The organism is Geminocystis sp. NIES-3708 (assembly GCF_001548095.1).
Classification (GTDB): Bacteria; Cyanobacteriota; Cyanobacteriia; order Cyanobacteriales; family Cyanobacteriaceae; genus Geminocystis.
In genome coordinates, this window is the sequence record NZ_AP014815.1 from 2521260 (window position 1) to 2543316 (window position 22057).

A 22057-nucleotide genomic window follows, 5' to 3' on the forward strand; every position below is an offset into this window, starting at 1 on the left:
TATCCTTTATGAAAGTAAAAGAAATTATCAAAATCATCGAAAAAGATGGTTGTTATTTAATTAGAACAAAAGGTAGTCATTAACAATATAAACACGATTTTAAAAGGGGATTGGTTACAATACTGGGTAAGTTTCTGATGATTTAGCACTTGGCACAGCTAATAGCATTTTGAAACAAGCACAAATAAAATACTAGGAGTTGATTTTATGCGTTATGCGATCGTAATTGAAAAAGCACCATCTAATTATTCGGCTTATTGTTCTGATTTGCCCGGATGTGTAGCCACTGGTTATACCATTGAGGAAGTTAAAAATGAAATGACACAGGCTATCGCTTTTCACCTGGAAGGATTGCGAGAAGAAGATTTACCGATACCTTTGCCATTATCTTTGACTGATTATATCGAAGCTAGTTAATAATCACAAGTAACATAGCTATATTTGCTACATTTTAGATATTGAGGTCAGGAAATTATTAAAATTCTAACTTTTATCCTTAAAATCTCAAAAAATCTTAGCAATTAAAAATTATTCATTATTAATTATTCATGACTTCTCCTCAAATGACTATTCTTGGTTCAGGTGCATGGGGTAATACATTAGGATATTTACTAGAACGATCACAACATAGTTACAAGATCTGGAATCGTAGCTCGTTACAATCATTAGAATCGGTGACAGCAGAAGCTGATATTCTCATCTCGGCGGTGTCGATGAAGGGGGTTAGAAATGTTATCAGTCAACTGCAACAGTTTAACCTAAAGCAAAATACTGTTATCGTTACGGCAACCAAAGGCTTAGATTTAGAAACAACGAAAACTCCTTCGCAAATTTGGCAAGAGGCTTTTCCTCATAACTCTATCATAGTTTTATCAGGACCTAATCTATCAAAAGAGATTCAAAAAGGTTTACCTGCGGCGACGGTGGTTGCTAGTAATGATATTTCGGCGGCGGAGTTAGTGCAAACTATTTTTTCTTCCGATATTTTTCGAGTATATGTTAATAATGATCCTATTGGTACAGAATTAGGTGGTACATTAAAAAATGTAATGGCGATCGCATCAGGAGTATGTGATGGGTTAAAATTAGGCACAAATGCCAAGGCGGCATTATTAACAAGGGCATTACCTGAAATGATTAGAGTAGGAATACATTTAGGTGCATCAAAAGAAACATTTTTTGGTTTATCAGGATTGGGTGATTTATTGGCAACCTGTGATAGTCCATTGTCTCGCAATTATCAGGTAGGATTTGGATTAGGAGAAGGTAAAATTTTGTCCGCTATTTTAGAAAATTTAGAAGGCACAGCCGAAGGAATTAACACCACAAATGTTTTAATAAAGTTAGCCCATAAAAAACAAATTTCTATACCTATTGCTTATCAGGTTTATTTATTACTTAAAGGTAAAATTAGCGCCCAAGAGGCTGTTAAAAATTTAATGGCAAGGGAATTAAAAGAAGAATTTTGGTATATTGAATTTAACTGAATTAGCATCTAAGAGTAATTCATGAATTATTCCTAAGAATATAGCTTATTACCTATTACCTAATTAAGAAAGGTATTAAAAGATGCGATCGCCATTAAGAACTATTGAGACAAAACAACAATTACGGCAAATTCCTTTAAAATGGATTTTGATTGTTCCATTTGTATTGCAAACTGTAGGGGCAGTGGGAATAGTTGGTTATTTATCTTATCGTAACGGACAAAAAGCGATAGAAAACCTCAGCGATCAATTGATGTCGGAAGTAGGTCATAATATAACTCATCATCTCGATACTTATTTAGAAGTTGCCCAACAAGTTAATCAGGTTAATAAAAAAGTAATTCAATCGGGAATAATTAATCCTAATGACTTTGAAAAATTAGGTAAATATTTTTGGCAACAATTACAAAGTTACGATTTTACCTATATTAATTATGGTAATGAAAAAGGAGAATTTATTGGCACAGGTTATGTAAAAAAAAATTTAGAAATAGCAGAGTTAAAACTTCCCAAAAATAACATTCTTTATAGTTATAAACCTGATAATTTAGGAAATCGTATTTATCCTCCAGTTGTCTATAAAGGACAAAATCCTAACAAAGCACCATGGTATTTAAAAGCAAAAGAAACAGATAAATCGATTTGGAGTCCAATTTATAATTGGGCAGATGTACCTGAAGAAATAGCTATCTCCGCTAGTGCTCCTGTTTATGATTCATCTAATAAACTGTTGGGAGTTGTGGGCATAGATTTAAGTCTCTCGAAAATTAGTGACTTTTTAAAAAAATTAAAGATAGGAAAATCAGGACAAGTTTTGATAGTGGAAAGATCAGGTTTATTAGTAGCTAATTCTAATAATATAACACCCTATCAATTATCTAATGGTATCGCTAAACAGATTCAAATAAAAGATATTGAAGACTCTTTAATTCAGTCGGCAATTCAAACTATTAATCACCATTTTGATAATTGGCAAAACATTAATAATCAAGATGACAATATTTTTATAAGTAATAACAATACTTTTGTTCAAGTTGTCCCCTACCAAGATAATTATGGCATCGATTGGTTAATTATTATTGCTATACCGAAGTCAGATTTTACCGCAGAAATTCAAAGGAGTATTAAGCAAACTATTTTACTCTCTTTTTTAACTTTATTAGGTACTATGATCATAGGTGTTTTGACAGCACAACACATTACTAAACCTATTTTACGACTTTTAAAAGCCCATGAATCTTTTAGAGAAGGTAAATTACATGAGTTTGTACCAGAAAATACTAACATTAAAGAACTGCAAATATTATCTATTTCTTTCTTTGATATGGCGAATCAAATTCAACAAGCCATGAGTCAAAGTGAAAACCGTTACTATCAACTCGTACAACAACAAACAGATTTTATTTTGCGATCGCAACCCGATACAACTATTACTTTTGCTAATGATTCTTTATGTGATGCTTTAGGTTGTACATTAGAACAAATAATTGGACAAAAATGGATTAAGTTTGCTAATTCTGAAGATTTAGAAACTATACTTCAAAAAATATCGTTACTTACCCCAGAAAATAACAGTTTTTTTTCAGAAAATAGAGATAAAAGGAGTAATGGAGAGATAGGTTGGACACAATGGATTAATCAAGGTATTTTTAATGAAAAAGGTCAACTAATAGAACTTCAATCTTCAGGAAGAGATATTACTAAACTCAAAGAAATCCAAATCGCCTTAACAGAAAGTGAAGCTAGATTTCAAAAAATTGCCATTTCATCACCAGAAATTATTTATATTGTAGTGCAACGTCCTGATGGTTCACAATATTTTGAGTACATTAGTTCGGCAGTGGAAGAAATTTTAGAAGTTAGCCCTGAAGAAGTATTAACCAATCCTGATAGTTTTTTCAATCAATTTTATCCTGATGATATATCAAATTTTGAACGGGCAGTATTAGAAAGTATTCAAACATTGTCACCTTTTCATCATGAATGGCGTATGATTACTCCTAGTGGAAAACTAAAATGGTTACAAGCGAATGATCGCCCAGAATTAAGAAAAGATGGTAATGTAGCATGGTCAGGAGTTATGTTAGATATAACTGACACCATTGAATCGAAATATCGTTTAGAGAAACTAGCAAAACACATTCCGGGAGTAATTTATCAATATCGTTTATCGCCTGATGGTAAAACATCTTTTCCTTATGCTAGTAAAGGAATTGAAGATATTTATGGAGTCACCCCAGAAGAAGTTAAAGAAAGTGCTGATAAAGTTTTTGATGTACTTCATCCTGAGGATAAAGATAATATTTTACACACAATTCTTGAATCAGCAAGTAATTTAACTCCTTGGTATTGTGAGTATCGAGTTTGTCGTCAAGATGGGCAAATTATCTGGGTTTTAGGAAATTCTACACCACAAAAAGAAATTGATGGTAGCATTATTTGGCATGGTTACATCATGAATATTACTGAACGTAAGCAAATAGAAATAGAACTCGCTCAAGCTAAAGAAGAAGCGGAAGCCGCCACAAAAGCAAAAAGCCAATTTTTAGCAAATATGAGTCATGAAATTCGTACACCCATGAATGGAGTTGTTGGTATGGCACAACTTCTCTCTATGACTCAATTAACTCATGAACAAGGAGATTTTGTCAAAACCATTAAATATAGTGCGGATACTCTTTTAACTATTATTAATGATATTCTTGATTTTTCTAAAATTGAATCGGGGATGATGGAAATAGAAGAAAATCCTTTAATCTTAGAGGATATTCTCAAATCTGTTGGTCATCTTTTTTATAAACAAGCTCTTGATAAGGGAATTAATCTTACGTATAGTATCAATAATGATGTTCCTCATGAAATTTTAGGAGATAGTTCCCGTTTACAGCAAGTTTTACTTAATATTATCGGTAATGCCCTTAAATTTACTCAACAAGGCAATATTATCATTTCCGTGCAACATAATCAATATAATCATGATACTTCAGAGTTGATCATTAGTATTAAAGATGATGGTATTGGCATTAGTGGCGATCGCATTAATAAATTATTTAAACCTTTTACTCAAGCAGATGCTTCTATTAATCGTAAATACGGGGGTACCGGTTTAGGATTAGCTATTAGTAAAAACTTAATTGAATTAATGGGGGGAAAAATATGGGTAGAAAGTAATGGAAATATAGGTGGTAATCCTCCTCAAAATTGGATTTTAGAATCAATAACTCGAAGTTCAACTTTTTATTTTACCCTCCCGATTAAAAAAGTTTTTATCAGTCAAAAAGGATTAAAAAAAATACCCGAAAAACCTGTTATCGAAATTATTACCACAAAATCAAAATCAAACTTGACAATTCTTTTGGCTGAAGATAACCAGATTAATCAAAAAGTAGCATTATTAGCTCTTAAAAAATTAGGATATACAGCTGATGTTGCTAACAATGGTTTAGAAGTTTTACAGATGTTAGAAAAAAAATTTTATGACGTAATTTTAATGGATATGCAAATGCCTGAAATGGATGGTGTCACCGCTACAAAAATGATTCGTCAATCCTCAACACGACAACCTCACATTATTGCATTAACTGCTAATATTTTAGAAAATGATCGTCAAATCTGTTTATTTGCTGGAATGAATAATTATATTTGTAAACCTATTATTATTAACGAATTAAAAGAGGCTTTACATAAAGTAACCATCATCACCTGAGTTGGATATAAATTTGTTGGCAAAGATGAGAATAGGAGACTAGGAGAGAATCGATTTAAAAATTATTAAATCAGTATTAAACCTTTATTTCTCAAAGATTTTACATCGAAAAAACATAAGTCAAATGAGTTTTAGCTGATAGCTGATAACTAACACGTCTAAAAATCTTAGTTAATCAAAAATAACTAAATTATCTCGATGAATAACGGTTTCTGCACCATAATAACCTAAGATATTTATAATATCTGAAGACTTCTGTCCTTTAATTTTTAGCAATTCATCATAGCTATAATTAACGATACCTTTACCGATTTCTTGCCCTTGAAAATCAACTAAATCTACCGCTTCAGAATTACTAAATTCCCCCTCAATTTTTGTGATTCCTGCGGCTAATAAAGATTTTCCCTGAGTAGATAAAGCCTTAACTGCACCATCATCTAAATATATTTTTCCCATTGCAACTAAACCATTAGCAATCCATCTTTTACGGGCATTTTCTGTTTTTGGTTGTGCTTCAAATTTTGTGCCAATGGCTTCTCCTGACAAAATTTTAGAAATATTTTCGGGATTTTTACCGTTAGTTATCACTGTTGTCACCCCAGCACTAGAGGCAATTTTAGCCGCTCGTAATTTAGTTATCATACCACCTGTACCCCAACCACTGCCACTATTCGTTACATCCACTTGTAAATTGGCAAATTCTTCACTATCTACTAAATCTATTGGTGTTGCCGAAGGTACGACACGAGGATCAGCCGAATAAAGTTTATCGACATCTGTTAACAAAAATAACCAATCTGCTTCTACCAAACTCGCAACTAAGGCTGATAATGTGTCGTTATCACCAAATTTTAATTCTTCTGTGGCAACGGTATCATTTTCATTAACGATAGGAATTACACCTAATTCTAATAACGCATTAAAAGTATTACTAGCATTAACATAACAACTTCTCTCCATTAAATCTCGTCGAGTGAGCAAAATTTGAGCTATAGGTTGCCCTAAATTGTTAAACAAATCATCATAGACTCTAATCAATCTTCCTTGCCCCACGGCGGCTATTGCCTGTTTTAAATTAATATTTTTAGGTCGTTGTGTCAAATTCAATCTAGCACAACCAACTCCTACTGCACCAGAGGAGACTAAGATTACTTGATAACCTTTTTGACGTAGATTAGTTAAGGTTTCTACTAAAGACGCAATGGTAGAAAGAGCTAAATTTCCCGTTTGAGGTCGTGTTAAACTAGATGTACCGATTTTGATAACGATGGTTTGTGTCATTTCGGAGGATGAAGAATTAGAAATTTTTGGGGCGAGTGGTATTCACCTTTGTATTTAGGAATGAGGAATTACAGACAAAATGCTTCTTCCATAAAATTAATTGTTCATTGTCAATGGTCAATTGTCAATTTCTCCTGTAACTTGTGCAAGAAATTTACTCAAATTAACCAAGAAGGGTGATAATTGTTAACAAACTTACATAAAATTTAGTTTAAGTTCATATTTTATTAAAAACGGAATTGAATGCACATCGCTTGGCTAGGAAAAAAATCCCCTTTTTGCGGAAACGTGACATATAGCAGAGAAATTACCAACGCTCTGTTAGATAGAGGTTATAAAGTTAGTTTTCTTCATTTTAGCGAAGAAAGTGACGAATCTAGCCCTGAAAACTATGTCGCTGAAGTTAATCTTCCTTTTCTCTACAAATCTCAAATTTATACGATCCCCGCTCCTAAATCTACTAAAATTTTATTGCGATCATTACAAAAGTTACAGCCTGATATAGTTCATGCTTCTTTAACTTTATCTCCCCTTGATTTTCGCCTTCCAGAAATTTGTCAACAGCTAAAAATTCCCCTTGTTGCGACTTTTCATCCCCCTTTTGATAGTATGTGGCGTAATATTAAATCTAGTACTCAGTATTTAACTTATCAACTTTATGCACCTTCTTTAGCAAAATATAATCAAACCATAGTCTTTTCTGAACTTCAAAAAGATTTATTGATCAAATTAGGTGTACCTGCGTCAAAATTAGCTATTATTCCCAATGGTGTTGATACAGAAAAATATTCTCCTAATCAATCTTATTTCAAAAAGAAATATCCCCAACATCAATTATATGTTTATCAAGGAAGAATCGCCGTAGAAAAAAACGTTGAATCTTTATTAAAAGCATGGAAATACGCAGAAATGGGTACAAATGCCAAATTATTTATCATTGGTGATGGTCATTTAACTCCTACTCTTAAGCCATTATATAATCAAGAAGATGGTGTTATTTGGTTAGGTGCGATCGTCGATGATGAAAAAAGAATTGATATTTTAAGAAGTTGTGATGTATTTGTATTGCCTTCTTTAGTAGAAGGCTTATCTTTATCTCTATTAGAAGCAATGGCTTGTGGTTTAGGCTGTGTTGCGACAGATGCTGGTGCAGATGGTGAAGTTTTAGCCCATGCAGGAATTGTTCTTAGCACTCAGGAGGTTACTACTCAATTAAAAACGATATTACCTCTTTTGGCACATCATCCAGAAATGGCTGGTTTACTAGGTAAAAAAGCTAGAAATCGAGTTTTAGAAAAATATACTTTAAGAGATAATGTTACTAAATTAGAACAACTTTACAAGGAATTATGCAGTCAAAAAGTTTATTTTTAAAAAGTATTTCTCCTATCTCTTGTAAGAATAATTAATAAATTACTTCTACTTTTTGATCACACCTAATCAATAATTAATAGACTTTTGACTAACATTTTTGTTTTTATTTCTATTTCTTGCCAATTCAATTCCCCATTATCATCAATAAAAATTTTATCTGTTTCTACTGGTGTAATTTGCCCTATTTTATAGTTATAAAAACATATTTGAAAACATAATTCCCAAATATTATATTTCTTTGAATAATTATCTTTTTGTAAAGAAACAATATAACCAGGAAAAGGCTCACTGACTTCTTCATAACTAATATTCCATTCTAATAATTCTGATTCTTGTCGAATATTATCTATTAATCTGATATAAATTGGTTGCAATAATAATTGAGCTTTTTCATATTCGATGATGTTTTTAAATTTTGGTTGCATTATTTTTTTTAAGTTAAGTACTAAATTGTTTTCAGACGTATAATTTTATAGATAAATTGGGTAATAATTATAATTTTTTTAATATTCTTTATTCTTATTTTTAAGTTTATATAATTAGTTCTAAATTTTTGAATTTCTAAACCAGTCAGTAAAATAGTTAAAGGTATTTCTTTTAAAATTAAAGTGGAATTTTGATTAATTTTTAACAATACATGATTCAGTCGAGATAAATAATTATTAAATTGGACGAGTTTCCATAATAAATAACAATTTAAAAAGACGATCATTAAGTTAAAAAGAATAATAAATTTTAAGGACATTAATTTTTAACCTGAACATTACTAATAATATATTTTATTCACTTATAAGTTAATTTAAAAAATAAGATTGTTCCAGCTAAGATTAACGTAATTAAATTACTAATAATAATAGGTATATCTGTCTGTAAAATTCCATAAATTAACCATAAAAAAACACCTATACAAAAACTTAAAAACATTGATAATGATAAATCTTTAGCTGACTGCGATTTCCAAGTTTTAATTACTTGAGGTAAAAAAGAAATAGTGGTTAAAAAACCTGCCATTAAACCAATTATTGTTACCAATTCCATAATAAAAGTTTAGAAAATTTAAGTCGTGATAATATAATTTTTAAACCCAATAGAATTATTATTTTCTACTATCATTTATCTTCGTCAACAAATCTTATTTAATATTAAAATCAATGATTTAGTTGAGTCTTAGTAAAATTTAAAAATTCATCAGCTCTTTTTATTTGTAGTTTAGCTTCTTCGAAGTCAATAAGGTTAATTTCACCATAGTCGCTATTTCTCTTAATCTCAATAACTGGATTTACAACTGTATTTAAAACAACTAAAATATCCGAGATCTGAATCAAAAATTTTGTATTTCTTATAGCTTGAAACCCAAATTAGATTAGGCTTAAGCTGACTAATTCTTGATTTATATACAAAACTCAATTTTTGTTTTATTTTATCAATTATTTTAGCTATTTTTTTCATAGTTTTTAGCGTTTTAGTTTTTCAAATTAAACTAGAATAAATTTAAAAAACCTCCTAAAAAGATAGGAGGTTAACAAAATTTTTATTGATTATACTTCCAACGCTAATGAGCTTTTGTTGGGTTTTGATAACTTAACTTAACCTACAATAATTAAGCAAGTTCGAGATATATTTAGGCAAACACTAGCCTAAAATTCTCTTGGCAGTGGCTACGACATTATCAACAGTAAAACCAAATTTTTCCATAACCACGTCACCAGGAGCAGATGCACCATAAGTATTAATACCAATACTTGCACCTTCATCCCCGACAAAACGTTCCCAACCAAAGGTTACACCAGCTTCAACAGAAACACGTTTTTTAATGGCTTTAGGTAATACTGATTCTTTATATTCATCACTTTGTGCGTCAAATAATTCTACACAAGGCATGGATACTACACGAACTTTTAAGCCTTCTGCTTTTAATTTTTCTGCGGCATCAATACAAAGTCCGACTTCGCTACCAGTACCGATTAAGATTAAGTCTAATTCGTTAGGAGCAAATCCACAAGCTGCGACATAACCACCCTTGGCTACTGCGTCAATGGACGAACCAGCTAAGTTAGGTAAGTTTTGACGAGTTAATGCCATTAAAGAAGATTTTTTCTTACTTTCGATAGCTACTTTATAAGCTCCAGAAGTTTCATTACCATCAGCTGGACGGAAAACGAGTAAATCAGGGATTAAACGTAAAGAAGCAACGTGCTCGACAGGTTGGTGTGTAGGGCCGTCTTCTCCCAATGCGATGGAATCGTGAGTCATAACCCAGATAACTTGTGCTTCAGATAACGCAGATAAACGGATAGAATTTCTCATGTAGTCAGTGAAGACTAAGAAGGTTGCACCGTAAGGAATTAAACCAGTATTATGTAAAGAAATTGCGTTACAAATTGCACCCATAGCATGTTCACGTACCCCAAAATGGACGTTACGATTTTCGTAAGCTCCTTTTTGGAAATCTCCAGAAACCTTTAACTGAGTGAGGTTAGAGTGGGTTAAATCCGCAGAACCACCGATTAATTGAGGTAAAACTGTAGAAATAGCATTTAAGCAATTTTCAGAGTGTTTACGACTAGCTAAAGGTTTATCTTCAGAAGTATAAGATGGTAAACAATCCGACCAATTTTCAGGAAGTACACCGGAAGTAATGGTTTCAAATTCTTTAGCTTCGGTAGGATACTTAGTTTTGTAAGTAGCGAGGGTTTGATTCCATTGTGCTTCTAAACTTGCACCACGTTCGATGGCTTTATTAAAATAATTATAAACTTCTTGAGGTACAACAAAAGGCTCATAATTCCAACCTAAGTTTTTACGGGTAGCCTCTACTTCGTCACCACCTAAAGCTGCACCATGTACTCCTGCGGTATTTTGTTTTTTAGGAGAACCATAGCCGATAGTAGTAGTAACTTTGATCATGGTAGGTTTATCAGTCACAGATTTAGCTTCAGCAATAGCCGCAGCGATGGCATCTAAATCAGTATTACCATTTTCTACATGAAGAACGTGCCAACCATAAGCCTCAAAACGTTTAGAAACATCTTCGGTAAAAGCTATGTCAGTTGAACCATCTATAGAGATATGGTTATCATCATATAAAGCAATGAGTTTACCTAAACCCCAATGTCCAGCTAAAGAAGCGGCTTCACCAGAGATCCCTTCCATATTACAACCATCACCGAGTATAACATAGGTGTAATGATCAATTAAAGTAACATCAGGTTTGTTATATTTAGCGGCTAAATGAGCTTCTGCTAAAGCTAAACCCACACCGTTAGCAATACCTTGTCCAAGAGGTCCAGTTGTAACTTCAATACCAGCAGTTACGAAGTTTTCAGGGTGTCCGGGTGTTTTAGATTTCCACTGACGAAATTGTTTAATATCATCAATAGTAACACTATCATATCCGAATAAATGTAATAAAGAATATTGAAGCATAGAACCATGACCAGCAGAAAGCACGAAGCGATCACGGTTAATCCACTGAGGATTTTTGGGATTAAAACGCATGAATTGATCCCATAAGACAAAAGACATAGGAGCTGCGCCCATAGGTAAACCGGGGTGTCCAGATTTAGCTTTTTCAACGCCATCGATGGAGAGAAAACGAATAGCGTTAACGCAGAGTTCTTGAATAGATTGGGTTGCAACCACCATAATTAATTTTAAATTTAACTAGATATACATAAATTTGATTAGTTAGCCTATATCTTCTCATTGTTTAGGAGAGATAGCAATAGTTAACAATGGACAATTGACAATGAATAATTCTTGACCATCAATTGATTTGTAAAATCATTTAGATCAAGCCTTGGACTATCATAGAATAAGTTAATTTTTTAGTACTTATTTTCAAGGTAGGACATACTATCAAAAAGCTCTAGAAAAATAAGTAGATTAGTTTTTTGAGTATAGATTCTGAGATGATTATTTTTTATTGTGTTATTACATGTTAATAAAATCTGCTTATATTCACATTCCTTTTTGTAAAAGAAGATGTTTTTATTGTGATTTTCCGATTACAGTTTTAGGAGATAATAGTGGTGATAATTATTCCCATTGGCAAAAAGAATATGTTAGTTTTTTATGTCAAGAAATTCTCGCTACTTCTTGTGAAAATATAATCAATTTAGAAACTATTTTTTTTGGTGGTGGTACTCCTTCTTTACTTGCTATAGAAGGATTAGAAAAAATATTATGTACTTTAAACCAACATTTTGGAATTGATAAAAATGCAGAAATTTCTTTAGAAATCGATCCTGCTACTTTTGATTTAACTAAACTTCAACAATATCAAAAACTAGGTATCAATCGAATTAGTTTGGGGTTACAAGCCTTTCAAGATAAATTGTTAGAAATTTGTGGAAGAACACATAGATTAACAGATATAAATCAATCTATCGACTGGATTCATCAAGCTGGTTTTGATAATTGGAGTTTAGACTTAATTTCTGGCTTACCCTATCAATCTCTCGATGATTGGCAAGAATCTTTAGAAAAAGCCATCACTTTACAACCAAAACATCTTTCTTGTTATGATTTAGTATTAGAACCTGTTACTGTGTTTGGTAAAAAGTATGCTGAAGGAGATAATCCTTTACCACCAGATGAAACCGCAGCCAAGATGTATTGTTTAGCTTCAGAAAAATTAACACAAGCAGGATATACTCATTACGAAATTTCTAACTATGGACAAAAAGGGTATGAATGTCGTCATAATCAGGTTTACTGGCGTAATGAGTTTTATCATGGTTTTGGTATGGGTGCAGCTAGTTATACTGAGAATAAACGTTTTACTCGTCCTCGTACCAGAAAAGAATACTTTAATTGGGTAGAAAAATATATTGAAAATAAAGGGGTTATTGATATTTCTACTACCTCCGAAAATGATAAATTACTTGAAACTTTAATGTTGGGTTTACGACTAAAAAATGGAGTCAATTTAGACCAACTTAAAATTCACTTTGGTCAAAAAATAGATACTCAAATCTTATATTGTCTTGAATCTTTTTTAAAAGATAATTTAGTTATATTTGATCAAAATACTCAACAATTAAGTTTAAGTGATCCTCAAGGATTTTTATATTCTAATATGATATTAACCGAACTATTTAATAAATTTGAAACTATTTAAAGTATGATTTGGATTTTGTACTAATAATTTAAGTATTTTTATTTAAAATGTAAGATTTTACCGTAATAATCCTAAGATATTTGCGAATAATTAAAGATTGAAAAATAAATCTGTAAATTTTACTAATAGGATTATTATATAATTTACCAAGGACTACTAATTAAGATAAATCCTGCCCAGTAAAAAGGATGAGATAAAGTAATTTTTTCTTTAATTTCAATATTTTCCGGTAAATCAATATTTCCATGGGGCGTGATTAAACGATTATTCTCAAAATAGATTTTTTCTTCTAATAATAAACTTTGTGCTTTACGTAAAGCCTCGGTTTTAGTATTATTTGGTTGATTTAGTAATTGCTCATAAAATTCAGTAATTAGTGCAAAAGTACCTAAATCACTGATATTCCACAAAGTGCCTAAAGCAGAATTTACCCCTGATTGTAAAGCAATTCCTGTAAAGCCTAATCTTGCATTGTGATCATCTAATGCAGTGTTACAAGCACTTAAAACTAATAAATCAGGAGGAGTTTGCCAAGGAAGATTTGACATTTTATCTAAAGTTAATTTATTATCCCAAAATTGAATATAAGAATTACTAGCATCGCCCGGATTAAAATTGGCATGAGTAGCCAAATGTATAATTTGAAAAGAATTATTTTTTAATTGATTTTGCATATTATCTAAAGTAAATTCTTCATTAATTAAAAGTTGACTAGATTTTAAAGGAGAAATACTAGGCTTTTTTTCTGATCTTTGGACAATATTTTCTAACTCTAATGTTACCGCAGGTAAAGGTTCTTCGTCAGGAAAATATGATGCACCCATCGCTAAAATCTTAGTGTTAATCATCGGTTTATATTCAACATTAATTAGATTAAAAGCTGGAATACGGGCAATACTATATTTTTCTACTAAAAAATTTTTACCATCATGTAAAGCTGATAAAGGTAATAATCTCACTCCATTCCCTATACAAAATAAAATATTGTTGATATTTTCTGCATCTAAAAATTCTTCTTGAAAAGGCTTAACAATCCAGTCATATAATTGTTGAGATTGAGTTAAATTAATAGGAGTGTTGATTTGATCAATTTCTCCATAAAAATCTTCAACAACTTTGCTTATTTTTGTCAATGAAACATCATTAATATCTCTAACAGTAATTTTACCTTTTTTTGTTAAATAGACTAAATGTAAATATTTTTCTTCAGGCATAACCCAAATAACAGCGGAATTAGTACCTGTTTTTTTATCTATATCTGTTAAGATAGAAGCAATTTCTGAAGAACTTTGCTTATTATCGATCATATTTCGCTTAAAAAAAGTTTCATATTCTTTCTGTAATTTTTCCTCCATTTGTAACATTTTGCTATTTAAAATAGCTTCTTGTTTATTTGCAGGAATTAATTGTGCATTAACAAAAGATGAGCTTAAAATAATGGTCAATGATAAAATTATTAGTCCTAAAAAAACACCAAATTGTCTGAAATTATAACGGATAAAATTTTTTTTAATTAGTCGAGATAAAAGTTTTATAAATCTCATTTTAGCTTTATCGCATTGGAAGTAATCCTATTATTATAAATTAGAAATTACTTTTTTCACGGATTATTTTTTAGTCCTTTTACATTTGCACTACATACAAACCTTTAATAAGAATTTACACAGCTAAAAATTCTTGAATAACTCTTTGGCTTAATTGACTGGTTAAACCAGAGGCAACAATTCCTCCTTTTTGCATCGCATAATATCGATCTGCTTGACGCACAAAATGTAAATGTTGTTCAACTAAAAGAACAGAAATACCAGTTTCTTTAATAATCTTTTTTACTGCTGCTTCAATCTCTAAAATAATAGATGGTTGAATACCTTCTGTCGGTTCATCCAATAGCAATAATTTTGGTTTTCCCATTAATGCCCTTGCGATTGCCAATTGTTGTTGTTGTCCACCGCTTAAGTCTCCTCCCATACGGTTTAACATAGTTTTTAACACAGGAAATAACTCAAAAATTTCGTCAGGAATTTCTTTTTTGACCTTTCTTGGTATCGCTTCTAAACCTAAAATTAAGTTTTCTTTTACGGTTAAACGAGGTATAATATCTCTACCTTGAGGAACATAACCAATACCTAATTTAGCACGTTGATCTGTGGTAACTTTATCAATAACTTTATCGTGAAAATTTATTTCCCCTGTAGGAGATTTTAATAAACCCATAATAGTTTTCAATAAAGTAGTTTTGCCGACACCATTTCTACCTATTAAGCATACCATTTCACCACTATTGATACTTAAATCAACATCTCTTAAAATATGACTTTCACCATAATAAACATTTAAACCAGATAAATTAAACATAATAGTTAATATTTGATAATTGATAGTTTATATTGAAAAAATATCTGCATATATGAGTATAATTACTCATCATTAACAATTTCTGAAGGTAAATTGAGTAATGCTAATAAATCTTGATAAACCTGATTTTCTAACTCATTTATACCGTGATTATTAATAATTTGATTAATTAAATCTAAAACTTTTAGCTTTTCTTCTTCAGTTTCTAACAATGGAACTAAATCATTTAAGGGTATGTTTTCCCCTAAAAAATTAATTAATTCCTCTTTTAACTGCAATTCATCCTCAACAGAAGTTGCAAATTCTTTACTTAAATTAGTAATAATTATATCTTGTTCTTCTGGAGTTAAATTAAAATCAGCCCATGCAATTGTGGCTGCGATACGTATAATAATAATTTCATCTCTTTCTAAAGATGTTTCTTGTCCTAAATATACTTCAATTACACGGGGATCGTTTTGTATTTCGTTCATCGTCCCTTCACATAATACAGTCCCTTGATGTAAAACAGTAACTTGTTTTGCTATTTGTCTAACAAATTCCATATCGTGCTCAATCACTATGATAGAATGACTTTCTGCTAAGGCTAACAACAGATTACCTACATTTTCCGTTTCTTCATCCGTTAAACCAGCCACAGGCTCATCTACTAATAACAAATCAGGAGATTGTGCTACTAACATCCCAATTTCTAACCTTTGTTTTTCACCATGAGATAATAATGCTGCTTTTAATTCAGCTTTAGATGTTAAACCAATAGTTTCGAGTAAACTAGCAACAGTTCGTTTATCTTGTTCAGTAGCCTTATTAAACAGAGTTGAAAAGACATTTTTGGTTTTATTGGCTACTAAATCTAAATTTTCTTTAACAGTTAAATTCAAATAAACTCTGGGGGTTTGAAATTTTCTTCCAATACCCATTCTAGCTATTTGATGTTCACTAATTTTTCTTAAATTTTTACCTTTAAAAAATACATTTCCTTCCGTAGGTTGAACTTTACCAGTAATTACATCTAAAAATGTTGTTTTTCCTGCACCATTAGGACCAATAATTACTCTCAATTCACCTTTATTCATTTTAAAGTTAAGATGATTTAGAGCTTTAAAACCATCAAAACTTACCGTTAAATCATCAATTTCTAATATACTTTCATTCATTAGTTATCTTTAGAAATTATTTTTATTTTCTAAAATTTTAATATTTTTCTTAGTCTAACTAACATAATTTGATTTAAGGTTAATTTTCGGTAAAAATTGTTACATAATTATTGATTTAAAACAGATTATCTTTTTTTTGTCATTTTCTGAGATAAGATAATCTGAAAAAAACTTGAAAGGCATAAACAATAATGGATTTAGCAAAACAAGTTTATAAACATTTGCCTAGAACTCTAGAAGCAACGATACTATCAATATATCAATATTGTTCTTACTATGAAGATTTATTATTCTTTAAGAATATACTAATCTGTTCCCAATTATAAGTAACTCGTCTAACTTGCCACTTTACATGTACAGTAACTAATTAAATGACGTGATAACAAATTAATGTCGTCTAAAATCAAAAGCCTTTAAGTCTTTACATATCAAACATTTTAGGAGATATAACTTCAAGATTTAGTGCGAGTGCATTAAGAATAAAATTAACAGATTAAGTGTCATTTTCCCGAAAAATAACAAATTAGATGTCGCCTTCGGAAAGGGCGATTTTTTTTGTTTTAGAGTGGCAATTCACAGATTAAATGTCATACAATAAAATAAGTACACATCAACCTTGTTTTTATTAAACATAAAAATATGCAGCTATGACTAATGAAAATCAAATTTCTGAATCTCAGGAACTGATTTCTCAACTTTCTCCCGAAGAACAAGCAATCGCTGATGTCATTGAAGATTTGGTTCAGCCATGTGACCGAAAAACTTATGGAGCAAAATTGAAAAAAGCAGCCGAAACATTAAATAAATCCGTTAGAACAGTTCAACGATATGTCAAAGAATGGGAGGAAAAAGGATTATTAGCAATAACAAAAGAAAATAGATCAGATCAAGGTACTTATCGTATAGAAAAACGTTTACAGGATTTTATTCTTAAAACTTATCGGGAGGGTAACAAAGGTAGTAAACGAATTACTCCTAAACAGGTTTATTTACGGGCAATTGTCCAAGCCGAAAATTGGAATATCAAGCCACCTTCTCACATGACTGTTTATCGAATCTTGAATCCTATTATTGAGGAGAAAGAGAATAAAAAAAGAGTGAGAAATCCAGGATGGAGAGGTACAAAATTAGCTGTATCCACCAGATCAGGTAATGAAATTAATGTGGAATATAGTAACCATGTCTGGCAATGTGACCACACTCGTGCTGATATTCTTTTGGTAGATCAATTTGGTCAGTTATTGGGCAGACCTTGGTTATCAACGGTTATTGATACTTACTCTCGTTGTATTATGGGTATCAATCTTGGTTTTGATGCTCCTAGCTCTCAGATTGTAGCCTTAGCTTTACGTCATGCAATTCTACCAAAGAAGTATGAAAATAATTATCATTTGCATGAAGAATGGGGTACTTATGGCAAACCAGAGTATTTTTATACCTGAGGGGGCGACAATGAAGGTAAACAGACGATGGCATAAGAGATTGAAGCTGGTAATCTGGATAAAAATAAGATGTTTTTAGTTTTTATATTAATTACTATAGAAAAAGATGTTTCAACTTCCCCAATTTTATCAGGAGTATTTAAAAAAACAGTTTAATTTACCTCAATATTTAACTCTTTGTCTTTTAGTTAATTTACTTCAAAATCTTAAAACTGTTAGGTTAGAAGAAATGGCAAAACTTTTTCCTTATCCGATTAAATTAAGAAGTAGAATTAAAAAGTTACAAAGATTTTTAAGTCTGAAAAATTGGAAAGTTGAAACCATATGGTTTCCGATTTTAAAATCATGGATTATGAACCAATGGGAATCAAACAAAGTAATTTATTTAGTCATGGATAGAACACAGTGGCAAAACATTAATATATTGATGGTAAGTTTAGTTCATCATCAACGAGCTATCCCTGTATATTTTATCTGATTAAATAAAAAAGGAAGTAGTAATTTATCAGAACAAAAACAAGTATTAGAAGCAAGTATTAATTTATTAATTGAATATAAAATAATCGTTTTAGGAGATAGAGAATTTTGCTCTGTGGATTTAGCAAAATGGTTATCAGTAGAGAAACAGGTTTATTTATCTCTACGTTTAAAAAAGAGTGAATATGTGGAGTTAGAAACTGATATATGGTTTCGATTGAGTGAATTAGGTTTATCTCCAGGATTCTCCGTATATTATCGAGGAATAAAAGTTACAAAAACCAAGGGATTCTCAGGAATTAATTTAGCAGCAAAATGGAAGAAAAACTATAGACATAAATCGAGTAAACAGCCATGGTTTATTCTCACAAATTTAGAAAGTATGTCGGAAACAATCTCTGCTTATTCCAAAAGAATGGGTATTGAAGAAATGTTTAGAGATTTTAAATTAGGAGGTTATAACTTAGAAAGTACAAAACTTGAAAATGAACGACTAATTTCTTTAATTATACTGATAACATTATCCTATAGTTATTCAACATTTATAGGAGAAGAAATTAAAAGAAAAGGAATAAGTGAATATCTAGTTAGACCCACAGAAAAAAGAAGAAGATATAAAAGATATAGTGATTTTTCTATTGGTTTAAATGGGATAAAATGGCTAAGTGAAATCTGCTTTTTTCAAGAACAATTAGATAAGTTAACCTCTTTATTTCCTCAGAAACAGTCCTATTATCGTCAAGGTATGAGGGCTATTTCCCTTATCCAATCTGCATTCTGAATGTTCTGTCGCCCCCTCAGTTTTTATACCGATGGTGGCAAGGATTTTCGTTCTAATCACCTTCAACAAATTGGATTACAACTCGGTTTTACTTGTCATTTGCGAAGTCGCCCCAGTGAAGGCGGAGTGGTAGAGCGTCCTTTCAAAACTTTGAATACGGAGGTATTTTCTACTTTACCCGGATATACAGGAGGAAATGTACAGGAAAGACCTGAAGATGCTGAAAAGGATGCCAGTCTTACTCTCAGAGAATTGGAGCGAATTATTGTCCGCTATATCGTTGATAACTACAATCAGCGTATGGATGCTCGTATGGGTGAACAAACTCGTTTTCAGCGTTGGGATTCGGGACTACTTTCTATTCCTGATCTTCTCTCGGAAAGAGACTTAGATATATGCCTTATGAAACAGTCTCGCCGACGTGTGCAAAAAGGTGGTTATCTTCAGTTTGAAAACTTGATGTATCAAGGGGAATATCTGGCAGGTTATGAAGGAGAAACCGTTATTCTACGTTATGACCCCAGAGATATTACTGCTATTCTGGTTTACCGTAATGAGGGTAATAAGGAAGTCTTTTTAACTCGTGCCTATGGGGTAGATTTGGAAACTGAATCAATGTCTTGGGAAGATGCTAAGGCAAGTGCCAAAAAGGTAAGAGAGTCAGGAAAAAATCTCAGCAATAGATCGATCTTGGCGGAGGTGAAAGAAAGACATACTTTCTCTGACAAGAAAACAAAAAAAGAACGTCAACGGCAAGAACAAGTACAGGTAAAGCCTTATATTCCTTCCCCTGTGCTCAAGGAAGTCAAAGAAGAAGTTGACAAGGCTACCGATACTGATACGTCAGAAGAACCAATGGTAGAAGTATTTGATTATTCACAGTTACAAGATGATTATGGATTTTAGGAGATAATTATGGAAGCAAAGGCGATCGCACAACAGTTAGGTAACATTGAAATACCTGAAGAAAAGTTACAAATGGAAATTACCCGATTGAATGGTAAAACGTTAGTAAGTTTAGAACAGGTGGCAAAACTTCATGAATATTTTGAGGGCAAACGTCAATCAAAACAGTCTTGTCGAGTTGTGGGAGAGTCTCGCACGGGAAAAACAATGGCTTGTGATTCTTACCGATTAAGACATAAACCAATCCAAAAAGTAGGACATCCTCCTCAAGTGCCTGTTGTTTATATCCAAATCCCTCAAGATTGTGGCACAAAAGAGCTATTTCAAAGCATTATTGAATACCTTAAGTATCAAATGACAAAAGGAACGATAGCAGAAATTCGACAACGGGCAATCAAGGTTTTACAAGGATGTGGAGTCGAAATGATCATTATCGATGAAGCCGATCGCTTTAAGCCGAAAACTTTTGCGGAAGTAAAGGATATATTTGATCGTCTCAATATTCCTATCGTTTTAGTTGGTACAGATCGCCTTGATACTGTAATTAAGAGAGATGAACAGGTTTATAACCGTTTCCGTAGTTGTTATCGTTTTGGAAAGTTATCAGGTGCTGATTTTCAAAATACCGTCAATATATGGGAAAAGCAAGTTTTGAAACTGCTTGTAGCTTCTAATTTGACTCAGACGAAAATGCTAAAACTAATCGCAGAGGCAACGGGAGGATATATCGGCTTAATGGATACAATCTTGAGGGAATCCGCCATTCGCTCTTTAAAAAGAGGATTTAATAAGATTACTTTTGAGATGCTGAAAGAAGTTACACAGGAGTTCAAATAATGGATTTGCAAATTCAAAACTGGTTATTTATTCTTGTTCCTTATGAAGGTGAAAGCATTAGTCATTTTCTCGGTAGATTTAGAAGGGCAAATGGCTTAAGTTGTGGTGGTTTAGGACAAGCAACGGGGTTATATTCAGCGATCGCTCGTTGGGAAAAGTTCCGTTTTAATCCTTTTCCTTCCTCTGAACAGTTACAGAAGTTAAGCGCGATCGTACAAGTAGAAATGGCAACCTTACAAACGATGTTTCCTTCCGCACCGATGAAAATGTCCCCGATTCGGTTATGTTCGGCTTGTTATGGTGAAAAGCCCTATCATCGGATAGAATGGCAGTATAAGGAGGTTTATAAGTGCCATCGACATAACCTTAAACTATTATCAGAATGTCCTAACTGTGGGGCAAGATTCAAGTTTCCTGCTTTATGGGTTGATGGTTGGTGCCACAGATGTTTTACTCCTTTTGCCGAGATAATTCAACAAAAACCCTAGAGTTATTTTTTCTTATAGGCTTGATGAGGGTGAGTCAACTTGTTTGAATATTTCAAAATTAATGATTCTTCCTCAACAAGTTCTTTTAACAATCTTCTCATGGTAGGTATAGAACGATCGATGATTCTTGCTAATTGTTCCAGTGTCAGATAATCTTCCTGACAAAGTTCTAATATGATAGCTTTTGTTTGAGATGATGGTAATTTCTTTTTCTCCCTACTGATTTTCGCAATATCCACTAATCTATCGAAATGATCAGAGCTTAAACCTAAATGATCAGAGCTTGATTCCAAATGATCAGAGCTTGATTCCAAATGATCAGAGTTTTGTTGGTCATCTTCGTGAGTTACAGTGGGCTGAAAATTAGGCAGACTATAATTTGTACCTCTTGTATTTCCTGATTTTTCTAACCAACCCTTATCAACTAAATTTTTTGGGCAGTCACCAATATCTCTAGGGTGAGTTTCACTGTAGTGTTGAATATCAGTATTATTTATTTTTCCTAAACGATGGGCTAAAACCAAAACTATTCGCTCTAATTCTTTTAAATTGCAGTAGTCATCTCTGACAATATCTCGTAATTCTTTTTCTACTTCTTCGGGAATTAAGCTGATCATCGGTAATGCTAGAGTTGTCATATCTAC

The 22057-nt window shown here is 31.9% G+C and carries 18 protein-coding genes and 2 pseudogenes; 12 read left to right on the plus strand and 8 right to left on the minus strand.

Annotated features, from left to right (window positions below; all coding sequences use genetic code 11):
• Window positions 1-8: 8 nt before the first annotated feature.
• The 4 genes from GM3708_RS19815 (at window position 9) to GM3708_RS11145 (ending at window position 5193) form a co-directional block, all read left to right on the plus strand.
• Complete coding sequence (locus tag GM3708_RS19815) at window positions 9-83, plus strand: type II toxin-antitoxin system HicA family toxin (protein WP_396229670.1); 75 nt, start codon at window positions 9-11, stop codon at window positions 81-83.
• 124 nt (window positions 84-207) lie between these two features.
• Complete coding sequence (locus tag GM3708_RS11135; RefSeq protein ID WP_066346838.1) at window positions 208-417, plus strand: type II toxin-antitoxin system HicB family antitoxin; 210 nt, start codon at window positions 208-210, stop codon at window positions 415-417.
• A gap of 131 nt (window positions 418-548) precedes the next feature.
• Window positions 549-1487, plus strand: a complete 939-nt coding sequence (locus GM3708_RS11140) for an NAD(P)H-dependent glycerol-3-phosphate dehydrogenase (RefSeq protein WP_066346840.1) — start codon at window positions 549-551, stop codon at window positions 1485-1487.
• 82 nt (window positions 1488-1569) lie between these two features.
• Entirely contained in the window at window positions 1570-5193 is a 3624-nt protein-coding gene (locus GM3708_RS11145) for a PAS domain-containing protein (protein ID WP_066346842.1), read from the plus strand.
• A gap of 171 nt (window positions 5194-5364) precedes the next feature.
• On the opposite strand, the gene proB is transcribed toward GM3708_RS11145, so the two are convergent.
• Window positions 5365-6474: a glutamate 5-kinase gene (proB, locus tag GM3708_RS11150; protein ID WP_066346850.1), complete on the minus strand. Its 1110-nt coding sequence runs from the start codon at window positions 6472-6474 to the stop codon at window positions 5365-5367.
• A gap of 243 nt (window positions 6475-6717) precedes the next feature.
• Between proB and GM3708_RS11155 the strand changes: the two genes are divergently transcribed.
• Window positions 6718-7848 carry a glycosyltransferase family 4 protein gene (locus GM3708_RS11155; RefSeq protein WP_066346851.1) on the plus strand — a complete coding sequence of 377 codons (1131 nt, stop codon included), beginning with the start codon at window positions 6718-6720 and terminating at the stop codon, window positions 7846-7848.
• A gap of 62 nt (window positions 7849-7910) precedes the next feature.
• Here GM3708_RS11155 and GM3708_RS11160 read toward each other — a convergent pair whose 3' ends face one another.
• From GM3708_RS11160 to tkt, 3 genes are all read right to left on the minus strand, one after another.
• Window positions 7911-8273 carry a hypothetical protein gene (locus GM3708_RS11160; protein WP_066346853.1) on the minus strand — a complete coding sequence of 121 codons (363 nt, stop codon included), beginning with the start codon at window positions 8271-8273 and terminating at the stop codon, window positions 7911-7913.
• A gap of 358 nt (window positions 8274-8631) precedes the next feature.
• Window positions 8632-8886: a SemiSWEET transporter gene (locus tag GM3708_RS11170; protein ID WP_066346859.1), complete on the minus strand. Its 255-nt coding sequence runs from the start codon at window positions 8884-8886 to the stop codon at window positions 8632-8634.
• 594 nt (window positions 8887-9480) lie between these two features.
• Complete coding sequence (gene tkt, locus GM3708_RS11175) at window positions 9481-11493, minus strand: transketolase (protein WP_066346862.1); 2013 nt, start codon at window positions 11491-11493, stop codon at window positions 9481-9483.
• A gap of 292 nt (window positions 11494-11785) precedes the next feature.
• Between tkt and hemW the strand changes: the two genes are divergently transcribed.
• Complete coding sequence (hemW, locus tag GM3708_RS11180; protein WP_066346874.1) at window positions 11786-12970, plus strand: radical SAM family heme chaperone HemW; 1185 nt, start codon at window positions 11786-11788, stop codon at window positions 12968-12970.
• A gap of 143 nt (window positions 12971-13113) precedes the next feature.
• Here the strand turns inward: hemW and GM3708_RS11185 are convergent, their stop codons facing one another.
• From GM3708_RS11185 to urtD, 3 genes and pseudogenes are all read right to left on the minus strand, one after another.
• Window positions 13114-14415, minus strand: a complete 1302-nt coding sequence (locus GM3708_RS11185) for a CHAT domain-containing protein (protein WP_231932916.1) — start codon at window positions 14413-14415, stop codon at window positions 13114-13116.
• Between the two features lie 214 nt (window positions 14416-14629).
• A complete protein-coding gene (gene urtE / locus GM3708_RS11190; protein ID WP_066346879.1) occupies window positions 14630-15325 on the minus strand; it encodes an urea ABC transporter ATP-binding subunit UrtE in 696 nt (231 codons plus the stop codon).
• Window positions 15326-15750: 425 nt separating this feature from the next.
• A pseudogene (gene urtD, locus GM3708_RS11195) lies at window positions 15751-16482 on the minus strand (urea ABC transporter ATP-binding protein UrtD); the annotation flags it as partial.
• 647 nt (window positions 16483-17129) lie between these two features.
• On the opposite strand from urtD, the gene GM3708_RS11200 reads away from it, so the two are divergent.
• From GM3708_RS11200 to GM3708_RS11220, 6 genes and pseudogenes are all read left to right on the plus strand, one after another.
• Window positions 17130-17924 (plus strand): helix-turn-helix domain-containing protein, encoded by a 795-nt coding sequence (locus tag GM3708_RS11200; protein WP_231932918.1) that lies wholly within the window; start codon window positions 17130-17132, stop codon window positions 17922-17924.
• A 106-nt stretch (window positions 17925-18030) separates the two neighbouring features.
• Window positions 18031-18402, plus strand: a complete 372-nt coding sequence (locus GM3708_RS19385; RefSeq protein ID WP_066346798.1) for a hypothetical protein — start codon at window positions 18031-18033, stop codon at window positions 18400-18402.
• 15 nt (window positions 18403-18417) lie between these two features.
• Window positions 18418-19182 (plus strand): annotated as a pseudogene (locus GM3708_RS19390) (IS4 family transposase); the annotation flags it as partial.
• A complete protein-coding gene (locus tag GM3708_RS11210; RefSeq protein ID WP_315862617.1) occupies window positions 19183-20088 on the plus strand; it encodes a Mu transposase C-terminal domain-containing protein in 906 nt (301 codons plus the stop codon).
• 9 nt (window positions 20089-20097) lie between these two features.
• Complete coding sequence (locus GM3708_RS11215) at window positions 20098-20925, plus strand: TniB family NTP-binding protein (protein ID WP_066346885.1); 828 nt, start codon at window positions 20098-20100, stop codon at window positions 20923-20925.
• The gene (locus GM3708_RS11220) at window positions 20925-21413 is read left to right on the plus strand and encodes a TniQ family protein (protein WP_066346887.1); all 489 of its coding nucleotides are present in this window, start codon (window positions 20925-20927) and stop codon (window positions 21411-21413) included. The genes GM3708_RS11215 and GM3708_RS11220 overlap by 1 nt, the downstream gene beginning before the upstream one ends.
• Before the next feature lie 2 nt (window positions 21414-21415).
• On the opposite strand, the gene GM3708_RS19395 is transcribed toward GM3708_RS11220, so the two are convergent.
• Entirely contained in the window at window positions 21416-22051 is a 636-nt protein-coding gene (locus GM3708_RS19395) for a hypothetical protein (RefSeq protein ID WP_231932920.1), read from the minus strand.
• Window positions 22052-22057 lie beyond the last annotated feature (6 nt).

Coding starts and splice junctions, on each gene's coding strand:
- GM3708_RS11215 (WP_066346885.1), top strand. CDS start 20,098: ATGGAAGCAAAGGCGATCGCACAACAGTTAGGTAACATTGAAATACCT.
- GM3708_RS11145 (WP_066346842.1), top strand. CDS start 1,570: ATGCGATCGCCATTAAGAACTATTGAGACAAAACAACAATTACGGCAA.
- hemW (WP_066346874.1), top strand. CDS start 11,786: ATGTTAATAAAATCTGCTTATATTCACATTCCTTTTTGTAAAAGAAGA.
- tkt (WP_066346862.1), bottom strand. CDS start 11,493: ATGGTGGTTGCAACCCAATCTATTCAAGAACTCTGCGTTAACGCTATT.
- GM3708_RS11140 (WP_066346840.1), top strand. CDS start 549: ATGACTTCTCCTCAAATGACTATTCTTGGTTCAGGTGCATGGGGTAAT.
- proB (WP_066346850.1), bottom strand. CDS start 6,474: ATGACACAAACCATCGTTATCAAAATCGGTACATCTAGTTTAACACGA.
- GM3708_RS11170 (WP_066346859.1), bottom strand. CDS start 8,886: ATGGAATTGGTAACAATAATTGGTTTAATGGCAGGTTTTTTAACCACT.
- GM3708_RS19385 (WP_066346798.1), top strand. CDS start 18,031: ATGTTTCAACTTCCCCAATTTTATCAGGAGTATTTAAAAAAACAGTTT.
- GM3708_RS11220 (WP_066346887.1), top strand. CDS start 20,925: ATGGATTTGCAAATTCAAAACTGGTTATTTATTCTTGTTCCTTATGAA.
- GM3708_RS11160 (WP_066346853.1), bottom strand. CDS start 8,273: ATGCAACCAAAATTTAAAAACATCATCGAATATGAAAAAGCTCAATTA.
- GM3708_RS11155 (WP_066346851.1), top strand. CDS start 6,718: ATGCACATCGCTTGGCTAGGAAAAAAATCCCCTTTTTGCGGAAACGTG.
- urtE (WP_066346879.1), bottom strand. CDS start 15,325: ATGTTTAATTTATCTGGTTTAAATGTTTATTATGGTGAAAGTCATATT.
- GM3708_RS11135 (WP_066346838.1), top strand. CDS start 208: ATGCGTTATGCGATCGTAATTGAAAAAGCACCATCTAATTATTCGGCT.
- GM3708_RS11200 (WP_231932918.1), top strand. CDS start 17,130: ATGACTAATGAAAATCAAATTTCTGAATCTCAGGAACTGATTTCTCAA.
- GM3708_RS19395 (WP_231932920.1), bottom strand. CDS start 22,051: ATGACAACTCTAGCATTACCGATGATCAGCTTAATTCCCGAAGAAGTA.
- GM3708_RS11210 (WP_315862617.1), top strand. CDS start 19,183: ATGTTCTGTCGCCCCCTCAGTTTTTATACCGATGGTGGCAAGGATTTT.